Annotated in this window: 26 protein-coding genes; 13 read left to right on the forward strand and 13 right to left on the reverse strand. The window is 72.0% G+C overall.

The features are described from left to right. Window positions 1-289: 289 nt before the first annotated feature. The 6 genes from WBN91_RS26060 (at window position 290) to WBN91_RS26085 (ending at window position 5548) form a co-directional block, all read left to right on the forward strand. The gene (locus WBN91_RS26060) at window positions 290-679 is read left to right on the forward strand and encodes a GntR family transcriptional regulator (protein WP_337723694.1); all 390 of its coding nucleotides are present in this window, start codon (window positions 290-292) and stop codon (window positions 677-679) included. Next, window positions 676-1554 carry an ABC transporter ATP-binding protein gene (locus tag WBN91_RS26065; RefSeq protein ID WP_337723693.1) on the forward strand — a complete coding sequence of 293 codons (879 nt, stop codon included), beginning with the start codon at window positions 676-678 and terminating at the stop codon, window positions 1552-1554. The genes WBN91_RS26060 and WBN91_RS26065 overlap by 4 nt, the downstream gene beginning before the upstream one ends. Further along, a complete protein-coding gene (locus WBN91_RS26070) occupies window positions 1551-2543 on the forward strand; it encodes an ABC transporter permease (RefSeq protein ID WP_337723692.1) in 993 nt (330 codons plus the stop codon). The genes WBN91_RS26065 and WBN91_RS26070 overlap by 4 nt, the downstream gene beginning before the upstream one ends. Window positions 2544-2621: 78 nt before the next feature. Beyond that, a complete protein-coding gene (locus WBN91_RS26075) occupies window positions 2622-3824 on the forward strand; it encodes a 5-(carboxyamino)imidazole ribonucleotide synthase (RefSeq protein WP_337723691.1) in 1203 nt (400 codons plus the stop codon). Window positions 3825-3841: 17 nt separating this feature from the next. Then, the gene (gene purE, locus WBN91_RS26080; protein WP_337723698.1) at window positions 3842-4309 is read left to right on the forward strand and encodes a 5-(carboxyamino)imidazole ribonucleotide mutase; all 468 of its coding nucleotides are present in this window, start codon (window positions 3842-3844) and stop codon (window positions 4307-4309) included. A gap of 75 nt (window positions 4310-4384) precedes the next feature. Next, entirely contained in the window at window positions 4385-5548 is a 1164-nt protein-coding gene (locus tag WBN91_RS26085; protein ID WP_337723690.1) for an acyl-CoA dehydrogenase, read from the forward strand. Window positions 5549-5625: 77 nt separating this feature from the next. Here the strand turns inward: WBN91_RS26085 and WBN91_RS26090 are convergent, their stop codons facing one another. Together WBN91_RS26090 and WBN91_RS26095 are read right to left on the reverse strand one after the other, a co-directional pair. After that, a complete protein-coding gene (locus WBN91_RS26090; protein ID WP_337723689.1) occupies window positions 5626-6042 on the reverse strand; it encodes a hypothetical protein in 417 nt (138 codons plus the stop codon). Then, window positions 6042-6503 carry a Panacea domain-containing protein gene (locus WBN91_RS26095; RefSeq protein ID WP_337723688.1) on the reverse strand — a complete coding sequence of 154 codons (462 nt, stop codon included), beginning with the start codon at window positions 6501-6503 and terminating at the stop codon, window positions 6042-6044. The genes WBN91_RS26090 and WBN91_RS26095 overlap by 1 nt, the downstream gene beginning before the upstream one ends. A gap of 187 nt (window positions 6504-6690) precedes the next feature. On the opposite strand from WBN91_RS26095, the gene WBN91_RS26100 reads away from it, so the two are divergent. After that, window positions 6691-7239 (forward strand): dihydrofolate reductase family protein, encoded by a 549-nt coding sequence (locus WBN91_RS26100; protein WP_337723687.1) that lies wholly within the window; start codon window positions 6691-6693, stop codon window positions 7237-7239. On the opposite strand, the gene WBN91_RS26105 is transcribed toward WBN91_RS26100, so the two are convergent. After that, window positions 7215-7694, reverse strand: coding sequence for an SRPBCC family protein (locus WBN91_RS26105; protein WP_337723686.1), 480 nt, complete (start codon window positions 7692-7694; stop codon window positions 7215-7217). The two genes, WBN91_RS26100 and WBN91_RS26105, sit on opposite strands and share 25 nt — an antisense overlap. After that, window positions 7684-8022 carry an ArsR/SmtB family transcription factor gene (locus WBN91_RS26110; RefSeq protein WP_309112401.1) on the reverse strand — a complete coding sequence of 113 codons (339 nt, stop codon included), beginning with the start codon at window positions 8020-8022 and terminating at the stop codon, window positions 7684-7686. The genes WBN91_RS26105 and WBN91_RS26110 overlap by 11 nt, the downstream gene beginning before the upstream one ends. Window positions 8023-8182: 160 nt before the next feature. Here WBN91_RS26110 and WBN91_RS26115 point away from each other — a divergent pair, with 160 nt between their 5' ends. After that, on the forward strand, window positions 8183-8617 hold the full coding sequence (locus WBN91_RS26115) for a DoxX family protein (protein WP_443217805.1): 435 nt from the start codon (window positions 8183-8185) through the stop codon (window positions 8615-8617). Here the strand turns inward: WBN91_RS26115 and WBN91_RS26120 are convergent. The 3 genes from WBN91_RS26120 to WBN91_RS26130 all read right to left on the reverse strand — a co-directional run bounded on the left by WBN91_RS26120 (window position 8614) and on the right by WBN91_RS26130 (window position 12121). Beyond that, a complete protein-coding gene (locus WBN91_RS26120; RefSeq protein WP_337723684.1) occupies window positions 8614-9309 on the reverse strand; it encodes a TIGR03089 family protein in 696 nt (231 codons plus the stop codon). The two genes, WBN91_RS26115 and WBN91_RS26120, sit on opposite strands and share 4 nt — an antisense overlap. A 43-nt stretch (window positions 9310-9352) precedes the next feature. After that, window positions 9353-10507: an LCP family protein gene (locus tag WBN91_RS26125; RefSeq protein ID WP_337723683.1), complete on the reverse strand. Its 1155-nt coding sequence runs from the start codon at window positions 10505-10507 to the stop codon at window positions 9353-9355. A gap of 90 nt (window positions 10508-10597) precedes the next feature. After that, window positions 10598-12121 carry an LCP family protein gene (locus WBN91_RS26130; RefSeq protein WP_337723682.1) on the reverse strand — a complete coding sequence of 508 codons (1524 nt, stop codon included), beginning with the start codon at window positions 12119-12121 and terminating at the stop codon, window positions 10598-10600. A gap of 168 nt (window positions 12122-12289) precedes the next feature. Here WBN91_RS26130 and rfbB point away from each other — a divergent pair, with 168 nt between their 5' ends. After that, on the forward strand, window positions 12290-13279 hold the full coding sequence (rfbB, locus tag WBN91_RS26135) for a dTDP-glucose 4,6-dehydratase (protein ID WP_337723681.1): 990 nt from the start codon (window positions 12290-12292) through the stop codon (window positions 13277-13279). Between the two features lie 5 nt (window positions 13280-13284). After that, window positions 13285-14175 carry a dTDP-4-dehydrorhamnose reductase gene (gene rfbD / locus WBN91_RS26140; RefSeq protein WP_337723680.1) on the forward strand — a complete coding sequence of 297 codons (891 nt, stop codon included), beginning with the start codon at window positions 13285-13287 and terminating at the stop codon, window positions 14173-14175. A 4-nt stretch (window positions 14176-14179) separates the two neighbouring features. On the opposite strand, the gene WBN91_RS26145 is transcribed toward rfbD, so the two are convergent. Next, window positions 14180-14620 carry an Imm1 family immunity protein gene (locus tag WBN91_RS26145; RefSeq protein ID WP_337723679.1) on the reverse strand — a complete coding sequence of 147 codons (441 nt, stop codon included), beginning with the start codon at window positions 14618-14620 and terminating at the stop codon, window positions 14180-14182. A 118-nt stretch (window positions 14621-14738) separates the two neighbouring features. On the opposite strand from WBN91_RS26145, the gene WBN91_RS26150 reads away from it, so the two are divergent. Then, window positions 14739-14882 (forward strand): hypothetical protein, encoded by a 144-nt coding sequence (locus WBN91_RS26150; RefSeq protein WP_337723678.1) that lies wholly within the window; start codon window positions 14739-14741, stop codon window positions 14880-14882. Between the two features lie 46 nt (window positions 14883-14928). Here the strand turns inward: WBN91_RS26150 and WBN91_RS26155 are convergent, their stop codons facing one another. From WBN91_RS26155 to WBN91_RS26175, 5 genes are read right to left on the reverse strand one after another with little or no spacing between them, the layout of a single operon-like run. Next, on the reverse strand, window positions 14929-16020 hold the full coding sequence (locus WBN91_RS26155) for a glycosyltransferase family 4 protein (RefSeq protein WP_337723677.1): 1092 nt from the start codon (window positions 16018-16020) through the stop codon (window positions 14929-14931). After that, the gene (locus WBN91_RS26160) at window positions 16013-18505 is read right to left on the reverse strand and encodes a glycosyltransferase (RefSeq protein WP_337723676.1); all 2493 of its coding nucleotides are present in this window, start codon (window positions 18503-18505) and stop codon (window positions 16013-16015) included. Before WBN91_RS26160 ends, WBN91_RS26155 begins: the two co-directional genes overlap by 8 nt. A gap of 47 nt (window positions 18506-18552) precedes the next feature. Continuing rightward, on the reverse strand, window positions 18553-18948 hold the full coding sequence (locus WBN91_RS26165; protein ID WP_337723675.1) for a CU044_2847 family protein: 396 nt from the start codon (window positions 18946-18948) through the stop codon (window positions 18553-18555). A 12-nt stretch (window positions 18949-18960) separates the two neighbouring features. Continuing rightward, window positions 18961-22755, reverse strand: coding sequence for an nSTAND1 domain-containing NTPase (locus WBN91_RS26170; RefSeq protein WP_337723674.1), 3795 nt, complete (start codon window positions 22753-22755; stop codon window positions 18961-18963). 9 nt (window positions 22756-22764) lie between these two features. After that, window positions 22765-23682 (reverse strand): glycosyltransferase family 2 protein, encoded by a 918-nt coding sequence (locus WBN91_RS26175; RefSeq protein ID WP_337723673.1) that lies wholly within the window; start codon window positions 23680-23682, stop codon window positions 22765-22767. A 20-nt stretch (window positions 23683-23702) separates the two neighbouring features. On the opposite strand from WBN91_RS26175, the gene WBN91_RS26180 reads away from it, so the two are divergent. Next, window positions 23703-24749 (forward strand): glycosyltransferase family 4 protein, encoded by a 1047-nt coding sequence (locus tag WBN91_RS26180; RefSeq protein ID WP_337723672.1) that lies wholly within the window; start codon window positions 23703-23705, stop codon window positions 24747-24749. 67 nt (window positions 24750-24816) lie between these two features. Beyond that, on the forward strand, window positions 24817-25941 hold the full coding sequence (locus WBN91_RS26185; protein WP_337723697.1) for a glycosyltransferase family 4 protein: 1125 nt from the start codon (window positions 24817-24819) through the stop codon (window positions 25939-25941). Window positions 25942-25954: the final 13 nt, after the last annotated feature.

The following is a 25954-nucleotide window of genomic DNA, read 5'->3' on the forward strand; positions in this document are numbered from 1 at the left end:
CTTCGGGCAGGCCATACGGGGATGACGGAAGAAGCCCAAGTTGGGAGGTCTGCTGCGCGAGCCCTTCGAAAAGCGCGTGCCCTGCGGGCGCGAAGGGCGTGCCTTGCGCCTCTGCGCGGGTGTGGCGGCGGCTTGGTGGGGGGCGCGCGAGCGGCGCGGCGGGCGGCGGCGCGGGGGGAGCGGCGCGGCGGGTGGGGTGAGGCGGGCGGGTGGGGAGGTGCGTTGACAGGGTGGCGGGTGTACTGGTCTTCTAGTGTCTTAGTTGAGTAGAACACTTGGGAGGCGGAGGGTGGAGTTCCGCATCGACCGGGCCAGTGGTCTTCCCGCGTACTTGCAGTTGGTGCGGCAGGTGCGGGAGGCGCTGCGGTTGGGGTGGCTCGTGCCGGGGGACCGGCTGCCGACCGTCCGCGACGTCGTCGCGAGCAGTGGGGTCAACGCGAACACCGTGCTCAAGGCGTACCGGGAGCTGGAGCTGTCCGGCCTGGTCGAGGCACGCCAGGGGTCGGGCACGTTCGTCAAGGCGGCGCTCGGGTCGGGCGACCCGGAGGTGATGGCCGCGCTGAGAGCGCGGTTCGCCGAGTGGGTGGGTTCGGCGCGGGAGGCCGGTTTGGACATCGAGGACATCGACGCGCTGGTGCGCAGCGTCCTCGTCGAGGGGGAAGGAGAGGCGGTCGCATGACGACCGTGGTCGAGTCCGCCAACGCGGACACCACCGCACTCGCGGTGCGCGCGGAGGGCCTGGGCAAGCGGTACCGCACCAAGTGGGCGCTGCGCGAGTGCACGTTCGAGCTGCCCGCCGGGCGGGTCGCGGCGCTGGTCGGCGCGAACGGCGCGGGCAAGACGACGTTGATGAGCGTGCTCGCCGGGCTGCTCAAGCCGGACGAGGGCAGCGCCGGGACGTCCGGCCGGGTCGCGTTCGTGTCCCAGGAGAAGCCCGTCTACAAGCACTTCTCCGCCGCCGACGTGCTGCGGCTGGGCGCGCACCTCAACACCGTGTGGGACCAGACCCGCGCCGAGCGGTGGCTGGAGCGCTTCGAGATCCCGCTGTCCAAGGCGTGCGGGAAGCTGTCCGGCGGTCAGCAGGCGCAGGTGGCGTTCGCGCTGGCCATCGGCTCGCGCCCGACCGTGCTCATGCTCGACGAGCCGCTGGCCAACCTCGACCCGCTGGCCCGCCGGGAGGTCACCGCCGAGCTGCTGTCGGAGGTCGAGGAGACCGGCATGACCGTCCTGCTGTCCACGCACGTCGTGGCCGAGCTGGGCGGCGTCGCCGACTACCTGCTGCTGCTGGCCCACGGCCGGCTGCTCGCGGGCGGTGACCTGGACGAGCTGCTCGCCCGGCACGCCCTCTACGCGGGGCCGAAGTCCGACGTGCCGCCCGCCCTGGGCACGGTGGTCGAGGCGCGGCACCGCGGCAACCAGTCGACGTTCCTGCTCGAACTGCCCGCCGACCAGCCCCGCCCGGTGGTGGCCGGCCCGTGGACCGAGCGCCCGGTGACGTTGGAGGACTACGTGCTCGCGCAGCTCGCGGCCACCCGGAAGGGGTTCGACGCATGACCGCGGTGGCGGTTCCCGTGCAGCGGCGGGACAAGGTGGGCTGGAACGACCTGGTGTGGCTGACCTGGCGCCAGCACCGCTGGATGGTCGGCGTCGTCGCGGCGATCCTCGGCGTGGGCGCGGTGCTGTGCCTGGTGCTCGCGGCGGTGGTCGACGCCACCGGTGAGACGGAGGTCCTGGGCGGCCAGGTCGGGGTCTACGGCCTCGCCCAGCTCGCGGCGTTGGTGCCATTGGGCGTCGGCGCGGTCATCGCGGTGTTCTGGGCCGCGCCGCTGGTGTCGCGGGAGTACGAGCAGAAGACGTCGGTCGTGGTGTGGAGCCAGGACCTCACGCCCGCCCGGTGGGTGCTGGGCAAGATCGTGCTGCTCGGGGTGCCCGCGATCGGCCTGGCGGCCGGGTTCGGCGCGGCGGTCCGGCAGCTGATGGCCGTGGTGAACGAGCTTCGACCGCTGGAGTACCGGCCGTTCCGCCCGTTCGAGCAGCAGGTGTTCGAGGCCGCGCCGCTGGTGCAGGTCGGGTACGCGGCCTTCGGGTTCGCGCTGGGCTTGGCGTTGAGCACGCTGACCCGGCGGACCGTGGTCGCGATGGGGTTGACCCTCGGCGGCTTCATCGTGGCGCGCGGGATCGTGATGGCGGCGTGGCGGCCGTACTACCAGACACCCGTGCGCGAGGTGTGGCCCTATGAGATCAACGGCAGCCGTCCCGGGTTCTCCGGCCCCGACGACCTCCGGATGTACGTCGACAGCGGGTACCTGGACGCGGCGGGCAACGAGGTCTCGTTCCCGACCGTGTGCGCGCGGACGGCCCGGAACGGGGACGACTTCCAGCAGTGCATGGTCGATCACGGGATCGTCAACAACTTCAGCGACTACCAGCCGGTCGACCGGGTCGGGGCGTTCCAGGTGACCGAGTTCTTCGTGTTCGCGGTGCCGGCGGTGGCTTTGCTGGTGTTCGCCTACTACTGGGTCAAGCGCTCGCACCGGATCTAGGTGCGCTTCCAAGGGCGGTCCCGCACACATCGGGGGTGTGCGGGACCGCCCTGTTTGTGCAGGTAGGATCTCTCTACCGTGGACTCTCGAACTCGTCTTCCCGTTGTCGGCATGATCGGCGGCGGCCAGCTCGCGCGCATGACCCACCAGGCGGCCATCCCGTTGGGCCAGTCGTTGCGGGTCCTCGCCGAGTCGGAGTCCGACCCGGCCGCGCTGGTCGCCCGGGACGTCGAGCTGGGGAAGCACACCGACCTCGACGCGCTGCGGGCGTTCGCCAAGTCGTGCGACGTGCTGACCTTCGACCACGAGCACGTGCCGCAGGAGCACCTGCGCGCCCTGGTCGCCGACGGCGCCCGCGTCCACCCCGGTCCGGACGCCCTCCAGCACGCCCAGGACAAGCTCGTCATGCGCGAACGACTGAGTGCCCTGGGGCTGCCGGTGCCGCCGTTCCGCGAGGTCACCGCCGCCGCCGACGTGCTGAAGTTCGGCGCGGAGCACGGGTGGCCGTGCGTGCTGAAGGCGCAGCGCGGCGGGTACGACGGGCGGGGCGTGTGGATGTTGAACACGCCGCAGAGCGCCCAGCGCGTGGTCCCCGAGCTGCTCGCCGCGGGGACGCCGCTGATGGTGGAGCAGTGCGTGCCGATGCGCCGGGAGCTGTCGGCGCTGGTCGCCCGGTCCCCGTTCGGGCAGGGCGCGGCGTGGCCGCTGGTGCAGACCGTGCAGCACGAGGGCATCTGCGTCGAGGTGCTCGCCCCCGCGCCGGACGCCGGTGACCTGGGCGAACAGGCCCAGGAGCTGGCGCTGCGGATCGCGGCGGAGCTGGGTGTCGTCGGCCTGCTCGCGGTCGAGCTGTTCGAGACCGCCGACGGCCTGGTGGTCAACGAACTGGCCATGCGCCCGCACAACTCCGGTCACTGGACCATCGAGGGCGCGCGGACGTCCCAGTTCGAGCAGCACCTGCGTGCCGTCCTGGACTACCCGCTGGGCGCGACGGACCTGGCCGCGCCGGCCGTCGTGATGGCCAACGTGCTCGGCGCTCCCGACGCCCCCGAGATGGGTCCGGACGAGCGCCTGCACCACCTGTTCGCGCGCTACCCCGACGCCCACGTGCACCTGTACGGCAAGGCCGAGCGACCCGGTCGCAAGATCGGGCACGTGACCCTGCTCGGGGAGCGGATGGAGCAGGTGCGGGAACGCGCGAGGCTCGCGGCGCACTGGCTGTCGCACGGGGTTTGGCTGGACGGGTACGACATCCACGGCAGTGATGGAGGACAGCGGTGACGTCGGTCGGTGTGATCATGGGCAGCGACTCGGACTGGCCGGTGATGAAGGCCGCCGCCGAGGCGCTCGCCGAGTTCGACGTGGCGCACGAGGTCAGCGTGGTGTCCGCCCACCGCACGCCGCAGCGCATGATCGACTACGCGCGGTCGGCCGCCTCCCGCGGCTTGAAGGTGATCATCGCGGGTGCAGGCGGCGCGGCCCACTTGCCGGGCATGGTGGCGTCGGCGACGGTGCTGCCGGTGATCGGCGTGCCGGTGCCGTTGAAGTACCTGGACGGCATGGACTCGCTGCTGTCGATCGTCCAGATGCCGGCGGGAGTGCCGGTGGCGACGGTGTCGGTGGGCGGGGCGCGCAACGCCGGTCTGCTGGCGGTCCGGATGCTGGCCGCGTCCGATGTCGCGCTCCAGGAGCGGATGGCGGAGTTCCAGGCGTCGCTCGAACGGTTGGTGTTGGAGAAGGACGAAGCCCTGCGGGCGTCCCTGTAGTACACGGCACAGCGGATATTCCAGTGAACGCGCGCTAACATCTCCGTAGGTCCTGCTACTCGGAGGTAACTAGACGTGGACGCGAGCTTCGGTACCTACCAGCTGGCCGAGGAGCACGAGGCGCTGCGGGAAGCGGTCCGGGCACTCGCCGACAAGGAGATCGCGCCCTACGCGGCCGACGTCGACGAGCAGGAGCGGTTCCCCGTCGAGGCTCTGAACGCGCTGGTCAAGTCGGGCTTCGCGGCGGTCCACGTGCCCGAGGCGTACGACGGGCAGGGCGCCGACTCGGTGGCGACGTGCATCGTCATCGAGGAGGTGGCGCGGGTGTGCGCGTCGTCCTCGCTCATCCCGGCGGTGAACAAGCTGGGCACCATGCCGATCCTGCTGTCCGCGTCCGAGGAGCTGAAGCAGCAGGTCCTGCCGTCCATCGCGGCCGGCGAGGCGATGGCGTCCTACGCGCTGTCCGAGCGCGAGGCGGGCTCCGACACGGCCTCCATGCGCACCCGCGCGCGACTCGACGGCGACCACTGGGTGCTCAACGGCACCAAGTGCTGGATCACCAACGCCGGCGAGTCCACCTGGTACACCGTGATGGCCGTGACCGACCCGGACGCCCCGAAGAAGTCGCAGGGCATCTCGGCGTTCGTGGTGCACAAGGACGACCCCGGCTTCGTCGTGGGTTCGAAGGAGCGCAAGCTCGGCATCAAGGGCTCCCCGACCCGCGAGATCCACTTCGAGAACTGCACCATCCCGGCGGACCGCATCATCGGCGAACCCGGCACCGGCCTGAAGACGGCCCTCCGCACCCTCGACCACACCCGCCCGACCATCGGCGCACAGGCCGTCGGCATCGCGCAGGGCGCCCTCGAACAGGCCATCGCCTACGTCAAGGACCGCAAGCAGTTCGGCAAGTCGATCTCGGAGTTCCAGGGCGTCCAGTTCATGCTGGCCGACATGGCGATGAAGATCGAAGCGGCCCGCCACATGGTCTACGTGGCGGCGGCCAAGGCCGAACGCGGCGAGCCGAACATCGGCTTCATCACGGCGGCGGCGAAGTGCTTCGCGTCGGACGTGGCGATGGAGGTCACGACGGACGCCGTCCAGCTGTTCGGCGGCGCCGGCTACACCCGCGACTTCCCGGTGGAGCGCATGATGCGCGACGCGAAGATCACCCAGATCTACGAGGGCACCAACCAGATCCAGCGCGTGGTCATGTCCCGCGCACTGCTCAACGGCTGAGTTCTCGTTTCGGGCCACGGCCCGGAGGCTCCTTATCCGATCAGGTTGTCTTCGGGCCGTGTGATGTGGCGGTCCGACTACGAGTGCGCGTACAACTCGTTGAATTCGCACTCGATCCACAAGATGTGGAAGATCGCCCCCGTGCGGACGCCTGCCATCGGCTTGCGTCCGTCGTAGCGCAACACGAGGAACTGCTCCGCGTCGGCGAAGTGCGGTGGGATCCTGGCCTTGATCGCCGACCGCGGGATGTTCTCGGATCCCAGGCCGTGGCGGTTCGCCTGGATGATCTCGAGCCAGGTCATCGAGGCCCTCTTCTGGAGGGCCATCGCGAAGGACGCCTGCCCGTCCCGGCTCAGGTTGCCGACGTCGAAGCCCGACTGGAGGTGTCGGAGGCAGAACTTGGGGGTGTCTTTGTTGTGGTCGGTCGCCACGGTCGGGATCGTGGCGACGGTGCCCTCCACCGGCTGAGGGCGCCGACCTCGGGTCTTGGCCACTAAGACACCTTCGTGACCGTGTCGAAGTGGCGTTTCATGGCCGCTTCGGGGATCACGAGGTTCCGCTCGTCCTCGACGAAGTGTTCCTTCCACGGTGGCTCGTCGTGGGTCATGTTGCGCAACCGCCATGCGGCATACCCGCCGTACGTGTTCCACACCTTCATCAAGAACTGCGCGGTTCCTTCATCGACATCGTCCCACGAGAAGGAATCCTCGTCCGGTAGCCGGATGGGGTCGCCTCCAAAGTCGCGGAACGCTCGGTACACCTCCGGAACGACCGGGCCGTGGGACCAAGCCTGCAATTCTTCCTTGAACAAGGGTGCGCCGGCCCACGCCAGGTGATGCCCCTGGGCGTAGTAGAGCAACTTCTGCAACTTGAGGTTGGTGAGGTATGCCTGTTCGACTTCCTCGGCCCACGCCAGGAACCACTTGGCGATCACGAGCGCCGAGTACCTCGCCACACTGCCACCTCCTCAAGCTGGTCGCGGTCATTGTTCCACTCCCCACCGACGGGCCGGCGAGCATCTCCGCTGGTCGGGGCCGTTTCACCCCAATGGGGCACAGGTATCTGCTCTACCTGGTGTTTGATCGGACACTCGGAGTGAGCGCCGTGGCGCGATTGTCGGTGGGGGCGCGTACGGTGCGCGCATGGCGGACGTGGTGTTCACGATGGGTGTGTCGGCGGATGGGTTCTTCGAGGGGCCTGAGCGGCAGATTGACTGGCATCGGGTCGACGAGGAGTTGCACCTGCACTTCAACGACTGGTTGGCGCAGGTGGACGGGTTCATCCACGGGCGGATCACCTACGAGTTGATGGCTGCCCACTGGCCCACCGCCGACCAGCAGGCCGACGCCTCGCCCGCCGAGGACCAGTTCGCCGGGATCTGGCGGGACATGCCGAAGATCGTCTACTCGCGCACCCTGGATGAGGTCGGGTGGGGGTCGACGCTCCGCCGTGAAGTCGTGCCGGAGGAGATCCGCGCGGCCGAGGGGACGTTCACCGTCGGGGGTGCCGAGCTCGCCGACGAGTTCATCCGGCACGGGCTCATCACCGAGTACCGGGTGTACGTGCACCCCGTCGCGATCGGCGCGGGACGGCCCATGTTCAAGCGGCACGTGGATCTCGAGCTGCTCGACACCCAGGTGTTCGGCAACGGGGTCGTGCTGCTGCGCTACGCCCCCAGCGACGCCAAGTAGGTCTCCAGACGGTCGTAGCTGGTGTCGGCGCCGGATGTCATGCCGGTGGCCATCGCGCGCTCGCGGGCCTCGGGGGTGGGGAACTTCGTGGTCTGCACGACGACCGTTCGCGTCCCCGATGAGGTGAAGGTCGTGGTGTTCACGGTTTCGGGCCAGTCGTCGCCCCACGACTCGGTCTGCACCAGGCGCGCGAACGGGGTCACCTCGAGGTAGCTCCCCGTCATGGCCAGTTCGGTGCCGTCCGCCCGGCGCCACACCATGTGCCACTGGCCGCCGGGGCGCAGGTCGACCTCGCACACGGGCATGGTCCAGCCCTCCGGGCCGAGCATCCAGTGGACGATGTGCTCGGGGCGGGTGAACGCCTCGAACACCAGGTGCTGCGGCGCGTCGAAGGTCCGGGTCACCGCCAACTCCACGTCGGAGGGGGTGGTCCAGGCGCTGGTCTCAGTGGTCATCGGACTGCTCCTTCATCCGCTCCAGGTAGGCGTCCAGGCGGCGATAGCTGTCGTCCCAGAACCGGCGGAACCCGTCGGTCCACTCGCTGACCTCGCGCAACGGGGTCGCGTCGAGTGTGCACGGCCGCCACTGGGCGTCGCGACCGCGCACGACCAGGCCCGCCCGTTCGAGCACCTTGAGGTGCTTGGACACGGCGGGACCGCTCATCGCGAACGGGGCCGAGAGTTCCTTCACGGTGGCCGCGCCCTCGGCCAGGCGGGCCAGGATGGCCCGTCGGGTCGGGTCGGCCAGGGCCGCGAAGGTGAGGCTCAGCGGATCGTCTGCCATGCGTATCTAACCTCTTGGTTATCTAACTGACTGGTTTTCTACGCCCCTGTCGAGCCCCTGTCAAGCGCCTGTCGAGTCCCTGTCGACCCGGGTCAGGTCGTTGAAGGTTCATATAACTTCGAGCGCGACCAAGTACCGCGAGACAAGGGGATCGGCAGCGATGGTTCGGATGAGCGACGTGGCGGCACTGCTCGGCAGGATCGGCGTGGGCGTGGTGTTCGTCGCGCACGGGTGGCAGAAGTTCACCGAGAGGGGTCTGAGCGGCACCGCGCAGGCGTTCGAGGGCATGGGGGTGCCGCTGCCGACCGTGTCCGCCTGGTTCGCCGCGCTGGTCGAACTCGTCGGCGGCGCGCTGCTCATCGTCGGCGCGGCCCTGCCCCTGGTGGGTGTCCTGCTGCTGGTGAACATGCTGGGCGCGCTGGTCATCGTCCACCTGCCGAACGGACTGCTCGGCCAGGGCGGCTACGAATTCGTGCTCGTCCTCGGCGTCGCAGCCCTGGCCCTCGGGTTCAACGGTGGCGCGCTCACCGTCGACCGCCTGGTCCGCCGGAAGGCGCCGAACAACGCTCAGGCCGGCGCCCGGGCCAACGCCTAGCCGACGAGGTCGATGGTCGTCTGCTCACTGGCGCGGCGCGCGGGGAGCGCGTCCGGGTTGGCATTGCTGACCTGGACCAGCGAACCGCCGCCCGCCAGCACGGCGAGCAAGCCGTTCAGGAGGCCGTCCGGCTGCGTCCACTCCACAGTGGACAGAACGCGCGAAGTCGCCGTGATGCCCAAGGTCTCCGCCCGCTGCCGCGCCTCGGCCACCACTTCGTCCACAGTGGACTTGCCGAGCGCGGGTGTGGAGCCGGGAACCGGTGACCAGGGCATGAACTCGTCGCCGAACACCCGGACCTCGTCCACGTAGTCCACGGGCGCGCCGCAGCCCATCCCCATCGGGTGCAACGACACCGTGGCCACCAGGTCCGCGCCGGGCGCCTCGCCGCCGGGCGCGACGAAGGCCACCTTCGCGCCCGCCGGGTCGTCGGTCACCGCCGCGCCGCACCACCACGCGCCGAGCAGGACGCCGGCGGTCTGCCAGTGGGCGGGCAGGAGCACCGCGATCGGGTCGCCGGGTTCGACGTCGTGCTCGTCGCGCAGCCAGTTCGCCGTCTTCGCCGCCCAGTTCGCGATGGTCGCGCGGGACAACTCCACCCTGGAGCCCGTCGCGTCGTCGTAGTGCGTGATCAGCGGACGGCCCGGTCCGGCGGCGAGCAGCGGCGTGAGCAGGACTTCCGTGACGGTCATGGCGCCAACCCTGCCACTGCGACCGGGTGTCGCGCGAACGGGGTCAGTCCACGCAGGGCGGTCCCTGGAGCGCCCTGCGCGGCCCGTCGAAGGACAGGCCCGCGCCACCGCCGAACTTCCGCACCGACGTGGTCGTGGGGGGCGTGGGCGACTTCTCGCCCAGCACCTGGGCCACGAACGCCTTCACGGCCGCCGGGTCCACGGTCACCACGCTCTGCCCGCGGTCGTTCACCGCGCCCACCCCGGTCACCGGGATGGTCGTGAAGTCCACGTTCCCGCCCGCGAGGCTCTGCGCGTGCCCGGCCAGGGTCGCCAGGTCGAACTTCTCGTCCACCACGACCGACTTGCGCATCGCGTCCAGCAGCCCGGACAGCTTCCCCTGGTCGGTGAACGTCCCCGCGGACATCAGCTGCGACACCGCCGCCGACAGGAACACCTGCTGCCGCGTGATCCGCCCCAGGTCGCCGTTGGGGATGTTCTTGCGCTGCCGCACGAACGCCAGCGCGTCACCGCCGGAGATGGTCTGCGGACCGGCGCGGAAGTTCGCGCCCGAGTCCGGGTCGCTGGTGGGGTGGTTCAGGCACACCTCGACGCCGCCGATGACCTGCGTCAGCAGGTAGAACCCGTACAGGTTGACCTCGGCGTAGTGGTCCACCCGCACCCCGGTCAGGTCCTGCACGACCTGCACCAGCGCCCGCCGCCCGGCCTGGTCGCCGCGCTTGGACCGCTCCTCCAGGTCGCCCACGCCCTCGGCCGCCAGCCGTTCCATCGTGAAGAACTTCGTCACCCCGTAGGCGGAGTTGATCTTCTCCTGGCCGTGGTCGGGGATCGGGACGTAGGTGTCGCGCGGGATGGACACCGCCCGCGCCTTGCCGCCGTTGCGCGGCACCCGCAGCACGATGATCGTGTCGGTGTTGACGGTGTCGGTCGCCTCGGTGCGCAGCTCGCGCAGCACGTTCGCGGGCAGCAGCCTGCCCTGCGCGTCGGTGCGGCTGTCGCTGCCCACCAGGAGGATGTCCAGGGCGCCGTCCTCGACCGGCGGCGCGTTGGGGATGTCCTCCAGCGCCGCCAGCACGTCGGTGGTGTTGACGCTGTCCTGCACCCGCTTGAGGGTGGCCCAGCTGTACCCCGCCACGGCGAGCACGGCCGCGGACAGCAACGCGATCAGCGTGCGCCCGATGATCCCCGCGGCCCTCACTGGCGGTCCTCCTTCTGCGCGCGCGCCGTGTGGCGATCAGGCTAGTCGGCCTGCGCCGGTCGGACCCGGTTTCGGTCGAAGCCCGGGAGCTCAGTTGACGCAGACCACACCGTCGGCGGTGATCGGCGGAGTCGTCGTGGTCGGGACCGTTGTGACGCCGCCCACCGCCGCTTGCTCCGGCTCGTCGGACGGCACGGCGACCGTGTAGTCGGCGCCGACGTACACGTGCACCTGCCCCCTGGGCACGGAGTCGTCCTCGACGGCCGTCGCGTTACCGGCCAGGGCGGAGACCACCCGGTCGGCAGCGGCCCGCTGGCCCGCGCCGTAGCGGACCTCGGTCGTCGCCAGGTAGTTGCCGGGCTCCGCCGAACCGCGCGCGAAACCCTTCTGCACCAACGTTTCCAGCACGGCGATGGCCCGACCGGGCGAACCGGAGGAGTTGAACACCTGCACGGTGATGCTCGACGGCGGCGGCCCGGACGGCGTGGTCGTCGGCGCCGTCGACGTCCCGGTCGGGTCGGTGGCCAGCGACTTGATGAACTGCCGCACCTGCGCGGGGTTGACCGGCAGCACGTTGCCGTCGCTCCACGTGTCCGTCGGGTCGCCCACCGGGATGGTGCGGAACTGGATGTTGCCCGACACCAGGCCCTGCATCTGCTCGGCGAACTCGGTGATGTTCCAGCCCTCGTTGAGCACCACGGACCTCTTGATCGCCGCCACCAGCCCGTCGAGCTTGGCGAAGTCGGTCAGCGTGCCCGTGGACAGCACCTTGCGGGCCAGCGCGCCGATGAACACCTGCTGGCGCACGATCCGGTCCAGGTCGCCGCCGGGCAGCCCGCCGCGCTGGCGCACGAACGACAGCGCCGCCGCGCCCTCCACGGTCTGCCTGCCCGCCGGGAAGTCCGCGCCCGACGCCCAGTCCTTGGTCGGCTCGAGCAGGCACACCTCCACCCCGCCGATGGCCTTCGTGACCTCGTAGAACGAGGCCAGGTTGACCTCCGCGTACCGGTCCACGGTCACCGCGCCGCCGGTCAGGCCCTCGATGGTCTTGATCAGCGTGCGGCGGCCCGCCTGGGTGGACTCCTTCTCGATGCGGGCCTCGTCGGTCACGCCCTCGTTGCGCAACCGCTGCGAGGTGTCGTTCTTCTGCCGCGCCATCGCCGAGTTGAGCTTGTGCTTGCCGAACCCGTCCGCGATGTCCACGTAGGCGTCGCGCGGGAACGAGATGGCCACCGCCCGCGTGCCGTCCTGCGGGATGTGCACCAGGATCATCGTGTCGGTGTTCAGCGTGCCGTCCGCGACGCCGCCGTTGAGCAGCGCGAGCACCTCGGGCGAGAGCGGCTTGCCCTGGGCGTCGGTGCGGCTGTCCACGCCCACGAGGAGGATGTCGATCGCGCCGTCCAGCGGCTTGCGGACCGCGCCCTGCTCGTCGACCTGGGTCTGGATGACGTCGGTGGTGGTGATGCCCTCGTCGATGTCGCGCAGGTAGCTCCAGCCGTACCACGTGACGAGGAGCACAGCGGCCGAGACCAGGGACAGGAGGGAACGGCTCGTGAGCACGAGCACGCGCAGCGCGGTCGACCGGCTGGTCGATGTGGGCGGACTGGTGTCCACTGGCGCTGCCTCCCCCGTGTGCGCGGCCTGTTCACCAGGCTAGTGGTGAAGCGCCGCAGCGGCCCTGTAGTTCCTCATATACGGGAGACGCTGTAACAACCGAGTGGGTTGCACGGTTAATTACCGTGACAGACTGCGATGGACGACCGCTACGAAGGGCGATGACCGATGCGCGTGCTGGTGACGGGTGGGGCCGGGTTCATCGGCTCGCACTACGTGCGGGAACTGGTGGGCGGTGCGTACCCGGCCTACGCCGACGCCGAGGTGGTGGTGCTGGACAAGCTCACCTACGCGGGCAACGAGGCCAACCTCGCGCCGGTCGCGGACAGCCCGCGGCTGACGTTCGTGCGCGGCGACATCTGCGACCGCGAGCTGGTGGCCGACCTGATGGGCCGGACGGACGTGGTCGTGCACTTCGCGGCCGAGTCGCATGTGGACCGGTCGATCTCCGGTTCCGCCGACTTCGTGCTCACCAACGTGCTGGGCACCCAGACGCTGCTCCAGGCGGCGCACGACGCGGGCGTGGCGAAGTTCGTCCACGTGTCCACGGACGAGGTGTACGGCTCCATCGAGGAGGGCTCGTGGACCGAGGACCACGTGCTGGAGCCCAACTCGCCGTACTCGGCGTCCAAGGCGTCCTCCGACCTGCTCGCGCGGGCCTTCCACCGCACCCACGGGCTGCCGGTGTGCATCACGCGGTGCTCGAACAACTACGGGCCGTACCAGTTCCCGGAGAAGGTCATCCCGTTGTTCGTCACCAACCTGGTGGACGGCAAGAAGGTCCCGCTGTACGGCGACGGGCTCAACGTCCGTGACTGGCTGCACGTGGACGACCACTGCCGGGGCATCCAGCTGGTGCTGGAGGGCGGGCGCGGCGGCGAGATCTACAACATCGGCGGCGGCACCGAGCTGACCAACCGCGAGCTGACCGAGCGCCTCCTGGAGGCCACCGGCCGCGACTGGTCGTCCGTGGAGCCGGTGACCGACCGCAAGGGCCACGACCGCCGGTACTCGGTCGACATCACCAAGATCTCCACCGAGCTGGGTTACGCGCCGCGGGTCGACTTCGCCGCGGGCCTGGCCGAGACCGTCCAGTGGTACCGGGACAACCGGTCCTGGTGGGAGCCGCTCAAGCAGCGCGCGGCGCTGGCGGGCTGACCGCGATGATCGCGTTGCTGGTGCCGGGCGGGCGCGGCCAGCTCGGGCAGGACCTGGTGGCCGCCGCCCCCGCGGACGGCCTGGTGCACGGACCGTCGTCGGCCGAACTGGACCTGACGGACGGGGCGAGCGTGAAGGACGCGGTGGCGTCCTTCGCCGCGTCGGCCCGGGACGGCGGGCTCAAGCCGGTGGTGGTCAACGCCGCCGCGTACACGGCGGTGGACAACGCCGAGACCGACGAGGAGCGGGCGGCGCTGGTGAACGCCGTCGGTCCGGGGTTGCTGGCCCAGGCCTGTGCGGTGGAGAACGTGCCACTGGTGCACGTGTCCACGGACTACGTCTTCGCCGGCGACGGGACGCGGCCGTACGAGCCGGACGACGAGACCGGCCCGCGTTCCGCTTACGGGCGCACGAAACTCGACGGCGAGCGGCGCGTTCTCCAGGCGTGGCAACGGTCCTGGGTCGTGCGCACGGCGTGGGTGTACGGGGCCGGCGGTCCGAACTTCGTGAAGACCATCGCGCGGCTGGCGTCCGAGCGGCCGGAACTGTCCGTTGTGGACGACCAGCGCGGCTCGCCCACGTGGTCGCACGACCTGGCGGTGGGCTTGGTGGAGTTGGCTTCCCGGGTGGTCGCCGACGGTCCGACAGGGCGGGTGCTGCACGCAACCGGCGGTGGCGAGACGACGTGGTGCGGGTTCGCGCGCGCGGTTTTCGAGGAGCTGGGCCTGGACCCGGCGCGGGTGAAGCCGTGCGGCACCGAGGACTTCCCCCGTCCCGCGCCGCGCCCGGCGTACTCCGTGCTGTCCGGGGCGGCGTGGGCGGCGGCGGGGTTGACCCCGTTGCGCCCGTGGCGGGAGGCGTTGCGGGAGGCGTTCGCGGTCGGCGCGGTGCCCTGAGGCGTCAGGCCGCGCGCCAGCGCACGCACGTGGGGCGCCGACCGGTGGCCAGGAAGTCCTTCAGGGCCAGCGCGAGCGTCTCCACGGGCACGCCGGCGCCGGCCGGGTAGTCCACGTACTCCGAGCGGTACTCCGGGGAGCCGGGCTCGCCGTCCAGGGTCGAGTAGTCGTGGTCCGGGTCGGCGTAGGTGAGGTAGCCGTAGCCGCCGCGCACCGCCGCCGCCACGTCGTGGTCCGGGATCTTGGTCCGGCCCGGCTCGCCCAGCAGGCCCTCGGTGTCGTCCATCAGCGGGCGGTCCTCGTGCTCGATCACCGCCGGGCCGGCGCCGGGCTCCGCCAGGCGGCTCAGCAGGGTGTCCACGTCCTCGGGCGACTGCACGGTGAGCTGGTCGGCGGCTTCCGTGTCGCCCGGGTCGCTGATCGGCCACACTGCGGTGAAACTCATGGCGGCATCATCGCAGTGAACGCGGGGAGTGACCACCCGAGGTCGGTGTTGCGCCGTTGGAGTGGACCGCGCTTGTCGCACTGGTTTTGCGCGCGAGCGGTGCGGGAGCCTGTGCGGCATGTCCGAACACGGGCGACTCCCCGAAGCGACCCTGCCGCGTCCCGACGACCGCCAGCGCTTCCTCCGGCGCGTGTGCGCCGTGACCGGTTCGCGCCAGATCTCCTGGTCCGTCCTCACGGGCAAGCCCGCGCCCGGCCGCTAGAGCTCGCACGCGGCACCGGCGAACACGATCGGTCACCCGTCCGACGCTACCGGCGTGCGGCGGCGGCGAGCCGGTACGCCTCCACGGTCCTCTCGGCGGTTTTGCGCCAGGTGTACTCCGACGCATGGGCGCGGCGGGCGGCCTGGTCACCGGCGTTCGGCTCGGTTTCCACGGCGGTCGTGAGGGCGTGGGCCAACGCTTCGACGTCGCCGACCGGGACATGGGTCGCGTGCCCGCCGGCCGTCTCGCGCAGCGCCGGCACGTCCGTGCACACCACGGGGACGTTGCAGGCCAACGCTTCCAGCACCGGCAGTCCGAACCCCTCGTCCCGCGACGGCATCACCAGGGTGGCCGCACCGGCCACCACGCTGCGCAGGTCCACGTCGTTCAGGTAGCCCGTCCGCAGCACCCGACCGTCCACACGGGACTCACCGGGACCGGCGAGCACCAGCGGCGGCAGGGAAGGCGTCGCGGCGTGCGCGTCCAGGAGCGTCGACAGGCCCTTGCGCGGGCCGCCCGCCCCCACGAACAGCAGGTACTCCCCGGGCAGCCCCAGCCGGGACCGCAGGCCGTCGGACGGCGGCCGGGCCGCGAACCACGCCGGGTCCACGCCCAGGGGCGTCACGACGATCTTGTCCGGCTCCACGCCGTACCGCTCGGTCACCACGTTCGCCACGGCCTGCGTCGGCGTGCACACGATGTCCGCCCGCAGCGCCGACTTCTTCACCAGCTCCGGCAGCCGCCGGTCCGACGGCGGCAGGTCGCCGGGCGCGTCCAGGAACGCCAGGTCGTGGATCGTGGTCACGCCGCCGGCCCGGATCGACGGCGGCAGCACGAAGTTCGTCGCGTGCATGACGTCGGTCGGCCCGGCCAGGAACTCCACCGGCGGGAACGGGCCGCGCAGCCAGAACTGGCGCAGCAGCCGCGCCGACACCGGCAGGCCGCGCGCCACCACGTCGTGCGGCAGCACGGTGCGCAACGCCCGCCACCCGCGCAGCGTGAACGCCACCGCCCGCACGTCCACGGCGTCGGGCATGGACGCCAGTTCCTCGGCCAGCGCGGCGGTGTAGCGGCCGATCCCGGTGCGGTGGCCGAGCAGCGGGGTGCCGTCGATGAGCACCTTGAGCGGCTTAGCCATGACCGCGCAACTTCTTCAGCACGCGGCCGGTCGCCCGCTTGGCCACCTCGCGCGGGCCGCCTTGGCTCAGGTAGTCCTTCACGAGTTTCACGTCCCGTTGGAGTTTCTCCTTGCGCCCCAACGGGGCGTTGCGCACCATCGGCGCGATGCCGGGCAGCCGGTCGGCCGCCGGGCGCGGGTGCCGGCAGAACTCCACCAGCGGCGCCAGCACCGCCTCCCAGGTGAACCGCTCGCGCACGACGGCGATCCGCTCGGCACAGGCAGCCGCGAACTCCTTGTCGTACAACACCTTCTCCAACGCGGCGGCCAGCGCGTCCGGGTCCTCGGACGGCACGACCACGCCCAGGCCCTCGCGGGACACGAGGTCGGCGAACGCGTCACCGTCCGTGGTCACGATCGGCAGCCCGGCCCACAGGTAGTCCAGCACCCGCGTCCGGAACGCGAACGTCGTCTCCACGTGCTCGTAGTGCGTGGTGACGCCGGCGTCCGCGTCCAGCAGCCAGTTCTGCCGGTCGTGGTAGGGCACCCACGTCTCGTTGAAGAACACGTGCGACCCGACCAGCCCGAGCTGCTCGGCCAGCGCCCGCGTGTGGTCGGCGATGTCCATGTCCGGCACCTCGGGGTTGGGGTGCTTCATCCCGAGGAACACCAGCCGCGCGTCGGAGTGCGTGTCCCGCAACCGGTCCACCGCGCGGATCAGGGTCAGCGGGTCGAACCACGAGTACACCCCGCCCGCCCACAGCACGACCTTGTCGTCCTGGCCGATGCCCAGGGTGTCGCGCAGGCCGGGGCCGGTGCGCTGCGGCGGCTTGCCGGACAACCCGAACGGCGCCACCGCGAGCAGCGAGCGGGTCGTGCGGTCGTTGTCGTACAGGGCGGGCGTGAGGCGGCCCATCGAGGCCAGGTGCCCCAACCAGAAGTGCCGCTGCCGCTCGGACGCGCACAGGAAGAAGTCGCCGCGCCGCAACTGGTTGTCCAGCACGCGCTGCACGCCTTCGAGGTCCTTCTCGCGCTGCTCGTCGGTGGCGTCGCGGCCCTGCTCCAGCAGTTCCAGGTGCATCGGGTCGTAGATGTCGCAGACGACGACCTTGGTCGACTGCGGCTGCCGCAGCTGGGGCAGGAACTCCAGCGCGTGCCCTTGCAGCACCACGATGTCCGCCCACACCAGGTGCGGGTCGATGTCCCGCGGCTGCACCCCGTGCACCGCGAACCGCGCCTCGGGCGGCAGGCACAGCGGGTTGAACGTCACCAGCCGCACGTCGTGCTCGGCGGAGAGCACCTCGGCCATGTGCCACGCCCGGATCGCCGGCCCGGCCATGCGCTCCGAGATCGCGTCACCGGTCACGATCAGCACCCGGCGCGGCCGGCCGTACAGCTCCTCGATCCCGAACGCCTCGACCAGGACGTCGTGCGCGGCCAGGTAGCGCTCCAGCGGGTACGCGGGCTCCAGGGCCTTGCGCATCAACGTGACCAGGTCCGCGTCGCTCACCGCGCGCGCCGCCTGCTCGACCTTGCGCGACTCGGTCAGCGACGGCAGCAGCTCCACGAACTGGTCGATCGCCAGGAACCCGGCCAGCGCCTGGCGGGACACCGGCACCGGCGCCGCGTCGTCGGCCGGGTCGGCCGGCCTGCGGGTGATCTCCAGCTGCGTCGGGTCGATCTCGCCGCGCGCGGTGGCCCGGCGCACGCACAGCGCCAGCGCGGCGGGCAGCGCCTTCGCCAGCGTCTCGTCGGAGGCGTTCTTGTACAGGGTGGCGAGGGCGTTGCGCTCCAACAGGTACAGCTCACGACTGCTGTCCACTGTGGACATCGAGCCGTGGTGCTTGTGGTAGGTCAGCGACTTGGGCTCGAACCGCACCCGCCAGCCGCGCAGGTTCAACCGCCACCCGAGGTCGACGTCCTCGTAGAACATGAAGAACCGCTCGTCGAACCCGCCCAGCTCGCGGAACAGCGGCGCGCGCACCAGCAGCGCCGACCCGGTGCCGAACAGGACGTCCCTCGGGGCGTCGTGCGACCCGTCGTCGGGCTCGCCGGCGTGCCGCTTGTAGCCCATCCCGAACCAGGTCAGGCCGCCGTCGACGAAGTCGATCGCCGCGCCGTCCCAGTCCAGCACCTTGCTCGCCACCGCGCCCACGGTCGGCTCGTCGCGCAGCACCCGCACCGCCGCGCGCACCCAGTCCGGGTGGGGGCGGGCGTCGTTGTTGAGGAACGCGAGCACCGACCCGGTCGCGTGCCGGGCGCCCAGGTTGCAGCCGCCCGCGAAGCCCAGGTTGGCCGGCGCCTCGACCACGGTGGCCGCCGGCACGGCGGCGCGGATGCGCTCCGCGCTGCCGTCGCCCGACGCGTTGTCGACGCACACGACCTGCAACTTCTCCGCCGGATAGGACAGGTCGGCGTACAGGGCGCGCAGGCAGGTGATGGTGTCCTCGGCGCCGCGGTAGTTCACCACGACCACCGACACGTCAGGCAGGCTCGCTCGCTCCACGCGCTAAGCCTGCCTCATGCCCGTCCGGCACGTTCGACGAAGGTGCCCTATCCCTCCGAACCGGCGTCACCCGAGGCGCCGTCGTCCCCCTCGTCGTCCTCGGCCGGCGTGCTCGGCAGGTTCGCCCGCTGCCACTCGGCGGTGATCTTGACGTGCGCCTCGACCCCGGACTTGGCGATCACCACCCCGGCCTCGGCGGTGACCTTCAACCCGACCTCGACCATCACCTTGTCGGGCCGGAAGTCGGGCATGTTCCCGATCTTCTGCGCCACGGCACGGGCGAGCCGCCGGGCGTTGTCCACCCCCGCTTCAAGCGTGTCGTCCACCGCCTCCAACGCTTCGTTCAACTTCCGCCCGGCCCGCACCGGCCCGTCGTACTCCTCGTCCACCTCGAACGGCACGAAGGCCCCGTCGTCGGTCCGAATGGCGATGTACTCGGCCACACCTCTCCTCTCTCAGCACACCTGTTTCCGCCCACCGGCGGGCGCGGTCTCGTCCAGCGGCGGGATCATGCTGTGCGCCACCACGCCGCACAGCCGGGCCGCCCACACGGCCGGGTCACCCGACTCCAGGCCCCCGTGGTCCGAGTCGGCGAACGCGGCCTGTCCCGGTTGCGGGAGCACGCTCACCCGCTCGGTCGCGGCGCCCAGCAGCACCGGCAACCACCAGCTCGCGTCCCGCTCCCACAGCAGCACGGCCATCCGGTCGGACCCGCTGTCGATGGTCGTCCCCCGCAGGTCCAGCTCCAGCTCGTCGGCGTCCTCACGGAAGCGCAGGCCCACGGCCACCGACCGGTCGGGCAGGTCGAGGTCCGCCACGTGCCGGTGCTCGCGCAGGTCCCACAGCTCGATCCCGTCCCTCTTCTGGACGGCGATCAACCGGCCCCCGGCGTCGACCGCGGTGGAGCGCACGTACGTCAAGGGCCTGAACCCCACGTCGAACTCGGAGCCCGGGGCGACGGTCCCGGTGCCGACGTGGAACCGCAGGACCCGTCCGGCGCTGGTCACCACCGCCACGTCGTGCGGCCCGACGGTGGCGGTGCCGGCGATGGTCTCGTCGCCGCGCGCGTCGAGCGTGAACGGAGGCCCCAGCCACTCCCGGGTACGCACGTCGGCCACCGCCACGTGCCGGTCGTCCCTGGTCAGCAGGCGATCGCCGCCGAGGAACCGGAGTTCGCCGACGAACGGCAACGGCTCCAGCACGCCCACGGGGGTCACTTCGGGCATGGTCGCCAGTTCCAGCCCGCTCCTGGTGTTGCGGGCGACCAGTCCGGAGTCCGGTGAGAAGGCCCACCGGTCGACGACACCGGTCGAGCTGTCGACCTCCGTGACCTTCGCGCGCCGACCGACGTCCCAGACGTCCGTGCGGAAGCCCCGGTCGGTGATCACGTGCGCGCCGTTCGGGGTGAACTGCGGGAAGGGCGTGGACCGCAGGGCGCGGTCCAAGTCGTCCGACGGCGGCACCCGCAGGACGTGGACCGTCCAGTCGGTCTCCAGCACGACCCGGAGGTGGCCGGACGGCTCCGCCACCACGGTCTTGAGCCGGGCGCCGTCCGGCACGTCGACGTCCTGGCTCTCGGTGTCGCCGGTGCGCCCGACCTTCAGCGCGGTGCGGTCTCCGGACACCTCGATCAGCGCCACGGTCCCGCCATCGGCGCTGAACACCGCGGACGCGCACCAGGCGAAGCTGTCGTGCCGGACGACCGTCGAGCCGCTCACCGCTCCGACGGCGTGCGGCCCGAGCTCCGTGCACCGGGTCAGCACCGGCTCGGCCTGCCCGGGCTGGTCCACGAGCCTGCCTTCGGGCAACTCCCGGAGACCGGCCTCGGGCATCGCGGACACGAGTGGACCGCGCATGACCACGACCTCGCCGGTGGGCAGGACGCCCACCGGCGTGAACGGAGCCCTGTTCGAGCCCGGCGGCCAGACGAGCGGAAGGGTGGTCGTCCGGCCGTCGGGTGCGCGCAGGTGCACCCCGGGGTCGTCGCCGGCGCGGTAGGCGATCCACTGGCCGGTCCCGTCGGCGAAAACGACGTTGGCCGGTTGCTCGGCGATGACCGTCACTTCTCCCGTGACCAGGTCGAACAGCCGGATGTCGGTGGCCGAGGCCCCCATCAGCCGGTCGTCGCCGGCCCAGCGCAGCACCCGGTCGCGGACCGGTGCGTCCGCGCGGCGGGGCGGGTCGGTGGTCAGGTCCCACACGGCGCCGCCCTCGCTGTCGAGCAGACGGGTGCCGCTGGGGTTGGGCTGCGCGCTGGTGGGCAGCAGCAGGCTGGTGAACCGGTGCCGGTACGCCAAGTCCCGCAGGGCGTCGCGGGTGTCGATGCGGTCGGCCGCCCGGTACGCCAGCAGGGTCTTGAGGATCTTGACGTCCTCGGAGGCGTCTGCGGCGGTGTCCAGCAGGGCCACCGCGGCGGCGTCGGCGGCGAAGCGGGCCTCTTCCTCGTCGGAGATGCGCACGGCGGTGACCAGGGAGAACACCAGCAGCGCGACGACCGCGGCGGCCAGCGCGGCGACGGAGGCGCGGACGGTTCGGGCCTTGGTCGCGGCGGCCAGGAACCGGAGTTGGGTCCGGGTCAGGGGGTGGGTGCGGGCCATCGTGCGGGCTTTGCGGAGGGGTTTGCCGCGGGGTAACAGGGCTCGGTCGGGGGAGTGGGTCCAGCGGTGGGCAGTGCGATCCAGGTCGTCTTGCCAGGTGCGGAAGTCGCGGGAGTCCTCCACCCAGTCGCGCAGGCGCTGCCAGTGGTCGACCAGGGCGTGGTGGGCTAGTTCCACTGTGGACGGTCCCAGGGTGACCAGGCGGGTGCGGGCCAGGTCGCCGGCGATCTCGCCCAGGTCCTCGATCGGGACGGCTCGGCGGACGTGGCCGTGGCCGGGGGAGGGGCTCACCAGCTGGGTCAGGGCGTGGCGGATCTCGGCCGCGTCGAAGCGCCGCCACACCTGTTCCGCGTACGTGGACACCGCGCCGGCCACCCCGCCCAGGTCCCGGTACGCCTGGTGGGTCAGCACGCCCTTGTCCTGCTCGTCCCACAGCAGGGTCAGGGTGAACTCCAGCAGGGGCAGCGGGTTGGACTCGGCGGACAGGTCGGCCAGCAGCGCGTCGGTCAGGCCCTCCTGGAGGACGGGCATGCCGACCGGGCGCAACGGCCCCTCGACGACCTCGCGCAGGTCGGGGGTGCCGACGGTGGTGGTGCGGTCGGGCAGTGCCGCGAAGCGCGGGTCGGTGGTGAGGCGGAGCAGGGGTTCGGTGGTGGTGGTGACCACGAGGTCCACGCGCGGGGCGCGGTGGCGGACCAGGCCCAGCAGGGCGTGCAGGAAGTCGGGCGCGTCGGGGTGGCGGGCCAGGGCCTCGTCGAACTGGTCGACCACGATCGTCAGGCGGCGCAGGTCGCGGTGCACCAGCAGGCGGTTCACGGCGTCCTCGACGCGATCCGGTGCGACCTCCTCGTCCAGCGCCGCGGCGAGCGCGGCCCACGGCGTGCTCGCCGTCGCCGGGCGGACGATGACCGACCCGCCCTCCAACAGGGGCAGCAGGCCAGCCATGACCAGGGAAGACTTGCCACACCCCGAAGGGCCGGCGACCACCAGGACACCGGTTCCGTCGAGCGACTCCCGCAACTGGCGTGCCTGGGCGGCGCGGCCGAAGAAGTGCTCGGCGTCCTCCGGGCCGAACGGCTCCAGGCCGCGGAACGGGGAGCCGGGGACGGCGAGAGCCGCCAGGTCGGGCCAGGACCGGTGCAGGGCCGCGCCGGACAGCGCGTAGCCGATCCGGCGGTCCGCCCGCTCCTCGACCGCCACGACCATGCCGACGACCGCGCCCAGCGAGTCGTCCAGCAGCGGACCGCCGCTGAACCCCCGCGACAGCGGCACGCCATGCGACCGGTCGTCCTCGACGTGGATGCGCCCGCCGGCGATCGGACCCCGCACGACACCGTGCGACCACACCCCGTCGGGGCGGTTCGCGGTGACGCCGAACGCCCGCACCCGGTGGTCCCGCAGCCCGTCGTGCGCCACCACCCGGAGCGCCCGCGCCCCCGCCGGCACCTCGGCGAGCCGCAGCACGGCGACGTCGTCCTCGTCGGAGCGGAACACCTCGGACACCGGGGACGTGCCATCCAGGAACGGGAAGTCCACGCGGTCGCCGACCACGTGCGCGCAGGTCAGGACCAGGTCGTCGCCGACCAGGAAACCCATGCCGAACGGCGTGCCACGCCGGAACACCCGGACCACCGCGCGCTCGGCAGGCTCCACGCCGTCCTCCTACCTGCCCGCCCACTCGCGCCACACGGCACGGCGGGACACCTTCGCCCGGCGGCCGACGGCCACCCGCTGGGCGAGCGTCGCCGGTAACCGGAAGAGGATCTCCGCGAGCACCTGGATACGCAGTGGCACGCGGAAGTTAGGCGGTTGCGGCCCGCGCCGGAGCACCAAGACCGCCGTCAACGCCGTGAAGTGCGCCACTTGGGCCATCGCGACCGGGAAAGGCGCACAGCGCAGCAGCATGAGCAGGCGGTTGCGCTCGTTCCACCGGTGGAACAGCCGGGAGCCCGGCCGGGTGCTGGCCCCGTGCCGGTGGCGGACCCGGGCCGGGCCGACCGACACCACCCGGTGCCCCGCCAGGCGCAGCCGCCACGCCGTGTCGGTGTCCTCGTAGTAGCAGAAGAACCCCGCCGGCACACCGCCCACGGCCCGCAGCACGTCCGTGCGCAGCAGCGCCGCGCCGCCGCAGAACCCGAACACCTCGCGACCCGAGAGCACCAGGTCCGCGCCGTGCCCGTCGGCGGTCAGGGCCACGCCGACCGACTGGGTGGACCCGTCCGCGAGCAGCATGGACGACGTGGCCGCGGCGGCGCCGGGGTCGTCGTCGAGGGCCTTCTCCAGGTGCGCCAACCAGCCGTCGTCGGGCACGGCGTCGTCGTTGAGCCAGGCGGTGTACTCGGTGTCGATCATCGGCAGCACGGCCGCCAACCCGCCCGCGTAACCTCGGTTGCGGGGCAGCCGGACCACCTCGGGCGCGCTCGGGTGGCTGGCCAGCAGCTCGGCGGTGCCGTCGTCGGACGCGTTGTCCAGCACGAGTGTCCGATGTGGACGCTGCCGGGCGAGCGCGTCGAGGCACGCGGTGATGTGCTCGCGACCGCGCCACGTCACCACGACCACCGTTGTACCGGGGGTGGACACGGCGTGAGACGGTACGCGACGTGCCCAACCTCGTTGTGCTGACCGAGCAGTTGCTGGCCCCCGTGCCCGGCGGGACCGGCCGGTACACGCGCGAGCTGGCCGCCGCCCTGGCCCGGACCGCCCCGCCCGGGTGGGAGGTCACCGGCGTGGTGAGCAGGCAGGCCGACACCTCGGCGGCCCGCGTCCCGGGCGTGCTCGGGCCGAAGGTGCTGCCGCTGCCGCGCCGCGCCCTGATCGCCGCGTGGGAGCACGGCGTCCCGTACTGGCCCGGCGGCGACGCCGTCCACGCGCCCACCCCGCTGGCCCCGCCGCGCGGCCGGGTCGTGGTCACCGTGCACGACACCGTGCCGTGGACCCACCCCGAGACGCTGACCCGGCGGGGCGCGGCGTGGCACCGCAAGGTGATCATGCGGGCGGTGTCCCGGGCGCGGGCCGTGATCACGCCGACGCAGGCTGTCGCCGACGAGCTGCGCCGGTACGCGCCCGGCAACGCGCCCGTGCACGTGGTCCACAACGGGGTCACCGAGCTGGGGCCGGAGGAGCCGGTGGACGTGCCCGACCGGTACGTCCTGGCCGTCGGCACGATCGAACCGCGCAAGGGCTTCGACGCGTTGGTCGCCGCCACCGCCGAACTGGACGTGCCGCTGGTCGTCGTCGGCCCGCAGGGGTGGGGCGGGGTGGACCTGCGCGCGTCGCACGTGCGGCTGCTGGGCCGGCTTTCCGACGCACGCCTGGCGTTCGTGCTGCGCCGGGCCGCGGTGCTGGCCGCGCCCAGCCTCGCCGAGGGGTTCGGGCTGCCCGTGGTCGAGGCGATGGCGGCCGGCGTGCCGGTGGTCCACTCCGACGCCCCGGCGCTGGTGGAGGTGGGTGGCGGAGCCGGTCTGGTGGTGCCGCGAGGTGACCACGCGGGGCTCGTCGCGGCACTGCGGGAAGTGCTCGCGGACGGGGGTGTAGCGCACCGCATAGCGGCGGCCGGCCGCACCCGCGCTGAGGCCTTCACCTGGGAAAACGCCGCGCGGAAGGTGTGGGAGGTGCACGTGTCGCCCGGTCGGCGGCGTCCCGTTTGAGCCATTCCAGGGTAACCGGGGCTTCGCCACACGTACTCTTCACCGCGTGTCTGCCGTCGAGCCCAGCGTGCTGATCGACGCCACCGCCGTGCCCACGGACCGCGGTGGTGTCGGCAGGTACGTGGATTCGCTGGTCGCGGCGCTCGACGCGGACGGCGCGAGGATCAGCGTGGTGTGCCAGCCGCGCGACGCCGAGCTGTACACCAGGCTCGCGCCGCACTCCCGCGTGGTCGCCGCCGCCGACGCCGTCGCGACCCGCACCGCGCGCCTGACCTGGGAGCAGACCTCGTTGCCGCGCCTGGCCTCCCGGCTCGGCGTGGGGGTCGTGCACTCGCCGCACTACACCGTGCCGCTGGCCAACCGGGCCGCGTCCGTCGTCACCCTGCACGACGCCACCTTCTTCACCGACCCGGTCCTGCACTCGTCGGTCAAGGCCCGCTTCTTCCGCGCCTGGACCCGGGCGTCGCTGCGCCGCGCCGCGCTGTGCGTGGTGCCCAGCCGCGCCACCGCCGACGAGCTGACCCGCGTCGCGGGCGCCGACCGGCGGGCGCTGCACATCGCCCAGCACGGCGTGGACACCGAGCGGTTCCACCCGCCCACACCCGAGGAGGTCGCGGCCGTCCGGCGGACGCTGTCCCTCGGCGACGCGCCCTACGTGGCGTTCCTGGGCGCTTTGGAGCCGCGCAAGAACGTGCCGGCCCTCATCCGCGGCTTCGCGCAGGCGTGCCGAGGCCGGGTGTCTCCGCCGACGTTGGTGCTCGCCGGCCAGCCCGGCTGGGACAGCCAGGTCGAGCGGGCGCTGGACGCCGTGCCGCACCGCATCCGCGTGATCCGGGCCGGGTACCTCCCGTTCGGGCAGCTCGCCGGGTTCCTCGGCGGCGCGGACGTGGTCGCCTACCCGTCGCTGGGCGAGGGCTTCGGCCTGCCCGTGCTGGAGGCGATGGCGTGCGGCGCGGCCGTGCTGACCACCCGGCGGCTGAGCCTGCCCGAGGTGGGCGGCGACGCGGTCGCCTACTGCGGCGTCGGCGCCGGGGACATCGCGGCGGCGCTGGGCGAACTGCTGGACGACCCGGCGCGGCGGGCCGCGCTGTCGTCGGCGGCGCTGGTGCGGGCCAAGGACTTCACCTGGTCCACCTCGGCGGCCCGCCACCGCCTGGCCTACGAGAGGGCCTTCCGGACCCACCGCCGCTGACGCCACTAGGGTG

The sequence above is a fragment of the Saccharothrix sp. CCNWYY140 genome (genome assembly GCF_037401995.1).
Lineage (GTDB): Bacteria > Actinomycetota > Actinomycetes > Mycobacteriales > Pseudonocardiaceae > Actinosynnema.

Bases quoted from the DNA above. Each gene is read 5' to 3' on its own strand.
- WBN91_RS26100 (WP_337723687.1), top strand. From the start codon at position 6,691: ATGGCGGACGTGGTGTTCACGATGGGTGTGTCGGCGGATGGGTTCTTC.
- WBN91_RS26105 (WP_337723686.1), bottom strand. From the start codon at position 7,694: ATGACCACTGAGACCAGCGCCTGGACCACCCCCTCCGACGTGGAGTTG.
- rfbB (WP_337723681.1), top strand. From the start codon at position 12,290: ATGCGCGTGCTGGTGACGGGTGGGGCCGGGTTCATCGGCTCGCACTAC.
- purE (WP_337723698.1), top strand. From the start codon at position 3,842: ATGGGCAGCGACTCGGACTGGCCGGTGATGAAGGCCGCCGCCGAGGCG.
- WBN91_RS26155 (WP_337723677.1), bottom strand. From the start codon at position 16,020: ATGGCTAAGCCGCTCAAGGTGCTCATCGACGGCACCCCGCTGCTCGGC.
- WBN91_RS26115 (WP_443217805.1), top strand. From the start codon at position 8,183: ATGGTTCGGATGAGCGACGTGGCGGCACTGCTCGGCAGGATCGGCGTG.
- WBN91_RS26145 (WP_337723679.1), bottom strand. From the start codon at position 14,620: ATGAGTTTCACCGCAGTGTGGCCGATCAGCGACCCGGGCGACACGGAA.
- WBN91_RS26070 (WP_337723692.1), top strand. From the start codon at position 1,551: ATGACCGCGGTGGCGGTTCCCGTGCAGCGGCGGGACAAGGTGGGCTGG.
- WBN91_RS26120 (WP_337723684.1), bottom strand. From the start codon at position 9,309: ATGACCGTCACGGAAGTCCTGCTCACGCCGCTGCTCGCCGCCGGACCG.
- WBN91_RS26150 (WP_337723678.1), top strand. From the start codon at position 14,739: ATGTCCGAACACGGGCGACTCCCCGAAGCGACCCTGCCGCGTCCCGAC.
- WBN91_RS26065 (WP_337723693.1), top strand. From the start codon at position 676: ATGACGACCGTGGTCGAGTCCGCCAACGCGGACACCACCGCACTCGCG.
- rfbD (WP_337723680.1), top strand. From the start codon at position 13,285: ATGATCGCGTTGCTGGTGCCGGGCGGGCGCGGCCAGCTCGGGCAGGAC.
- WBN91_RS26110 (WP_309112401.1), bottom strand. From the start codon at position 8,022: ATGGCAGACGATCCGCTGAGCCTCACCTTCGCGGCCCTGGCCGACCCG.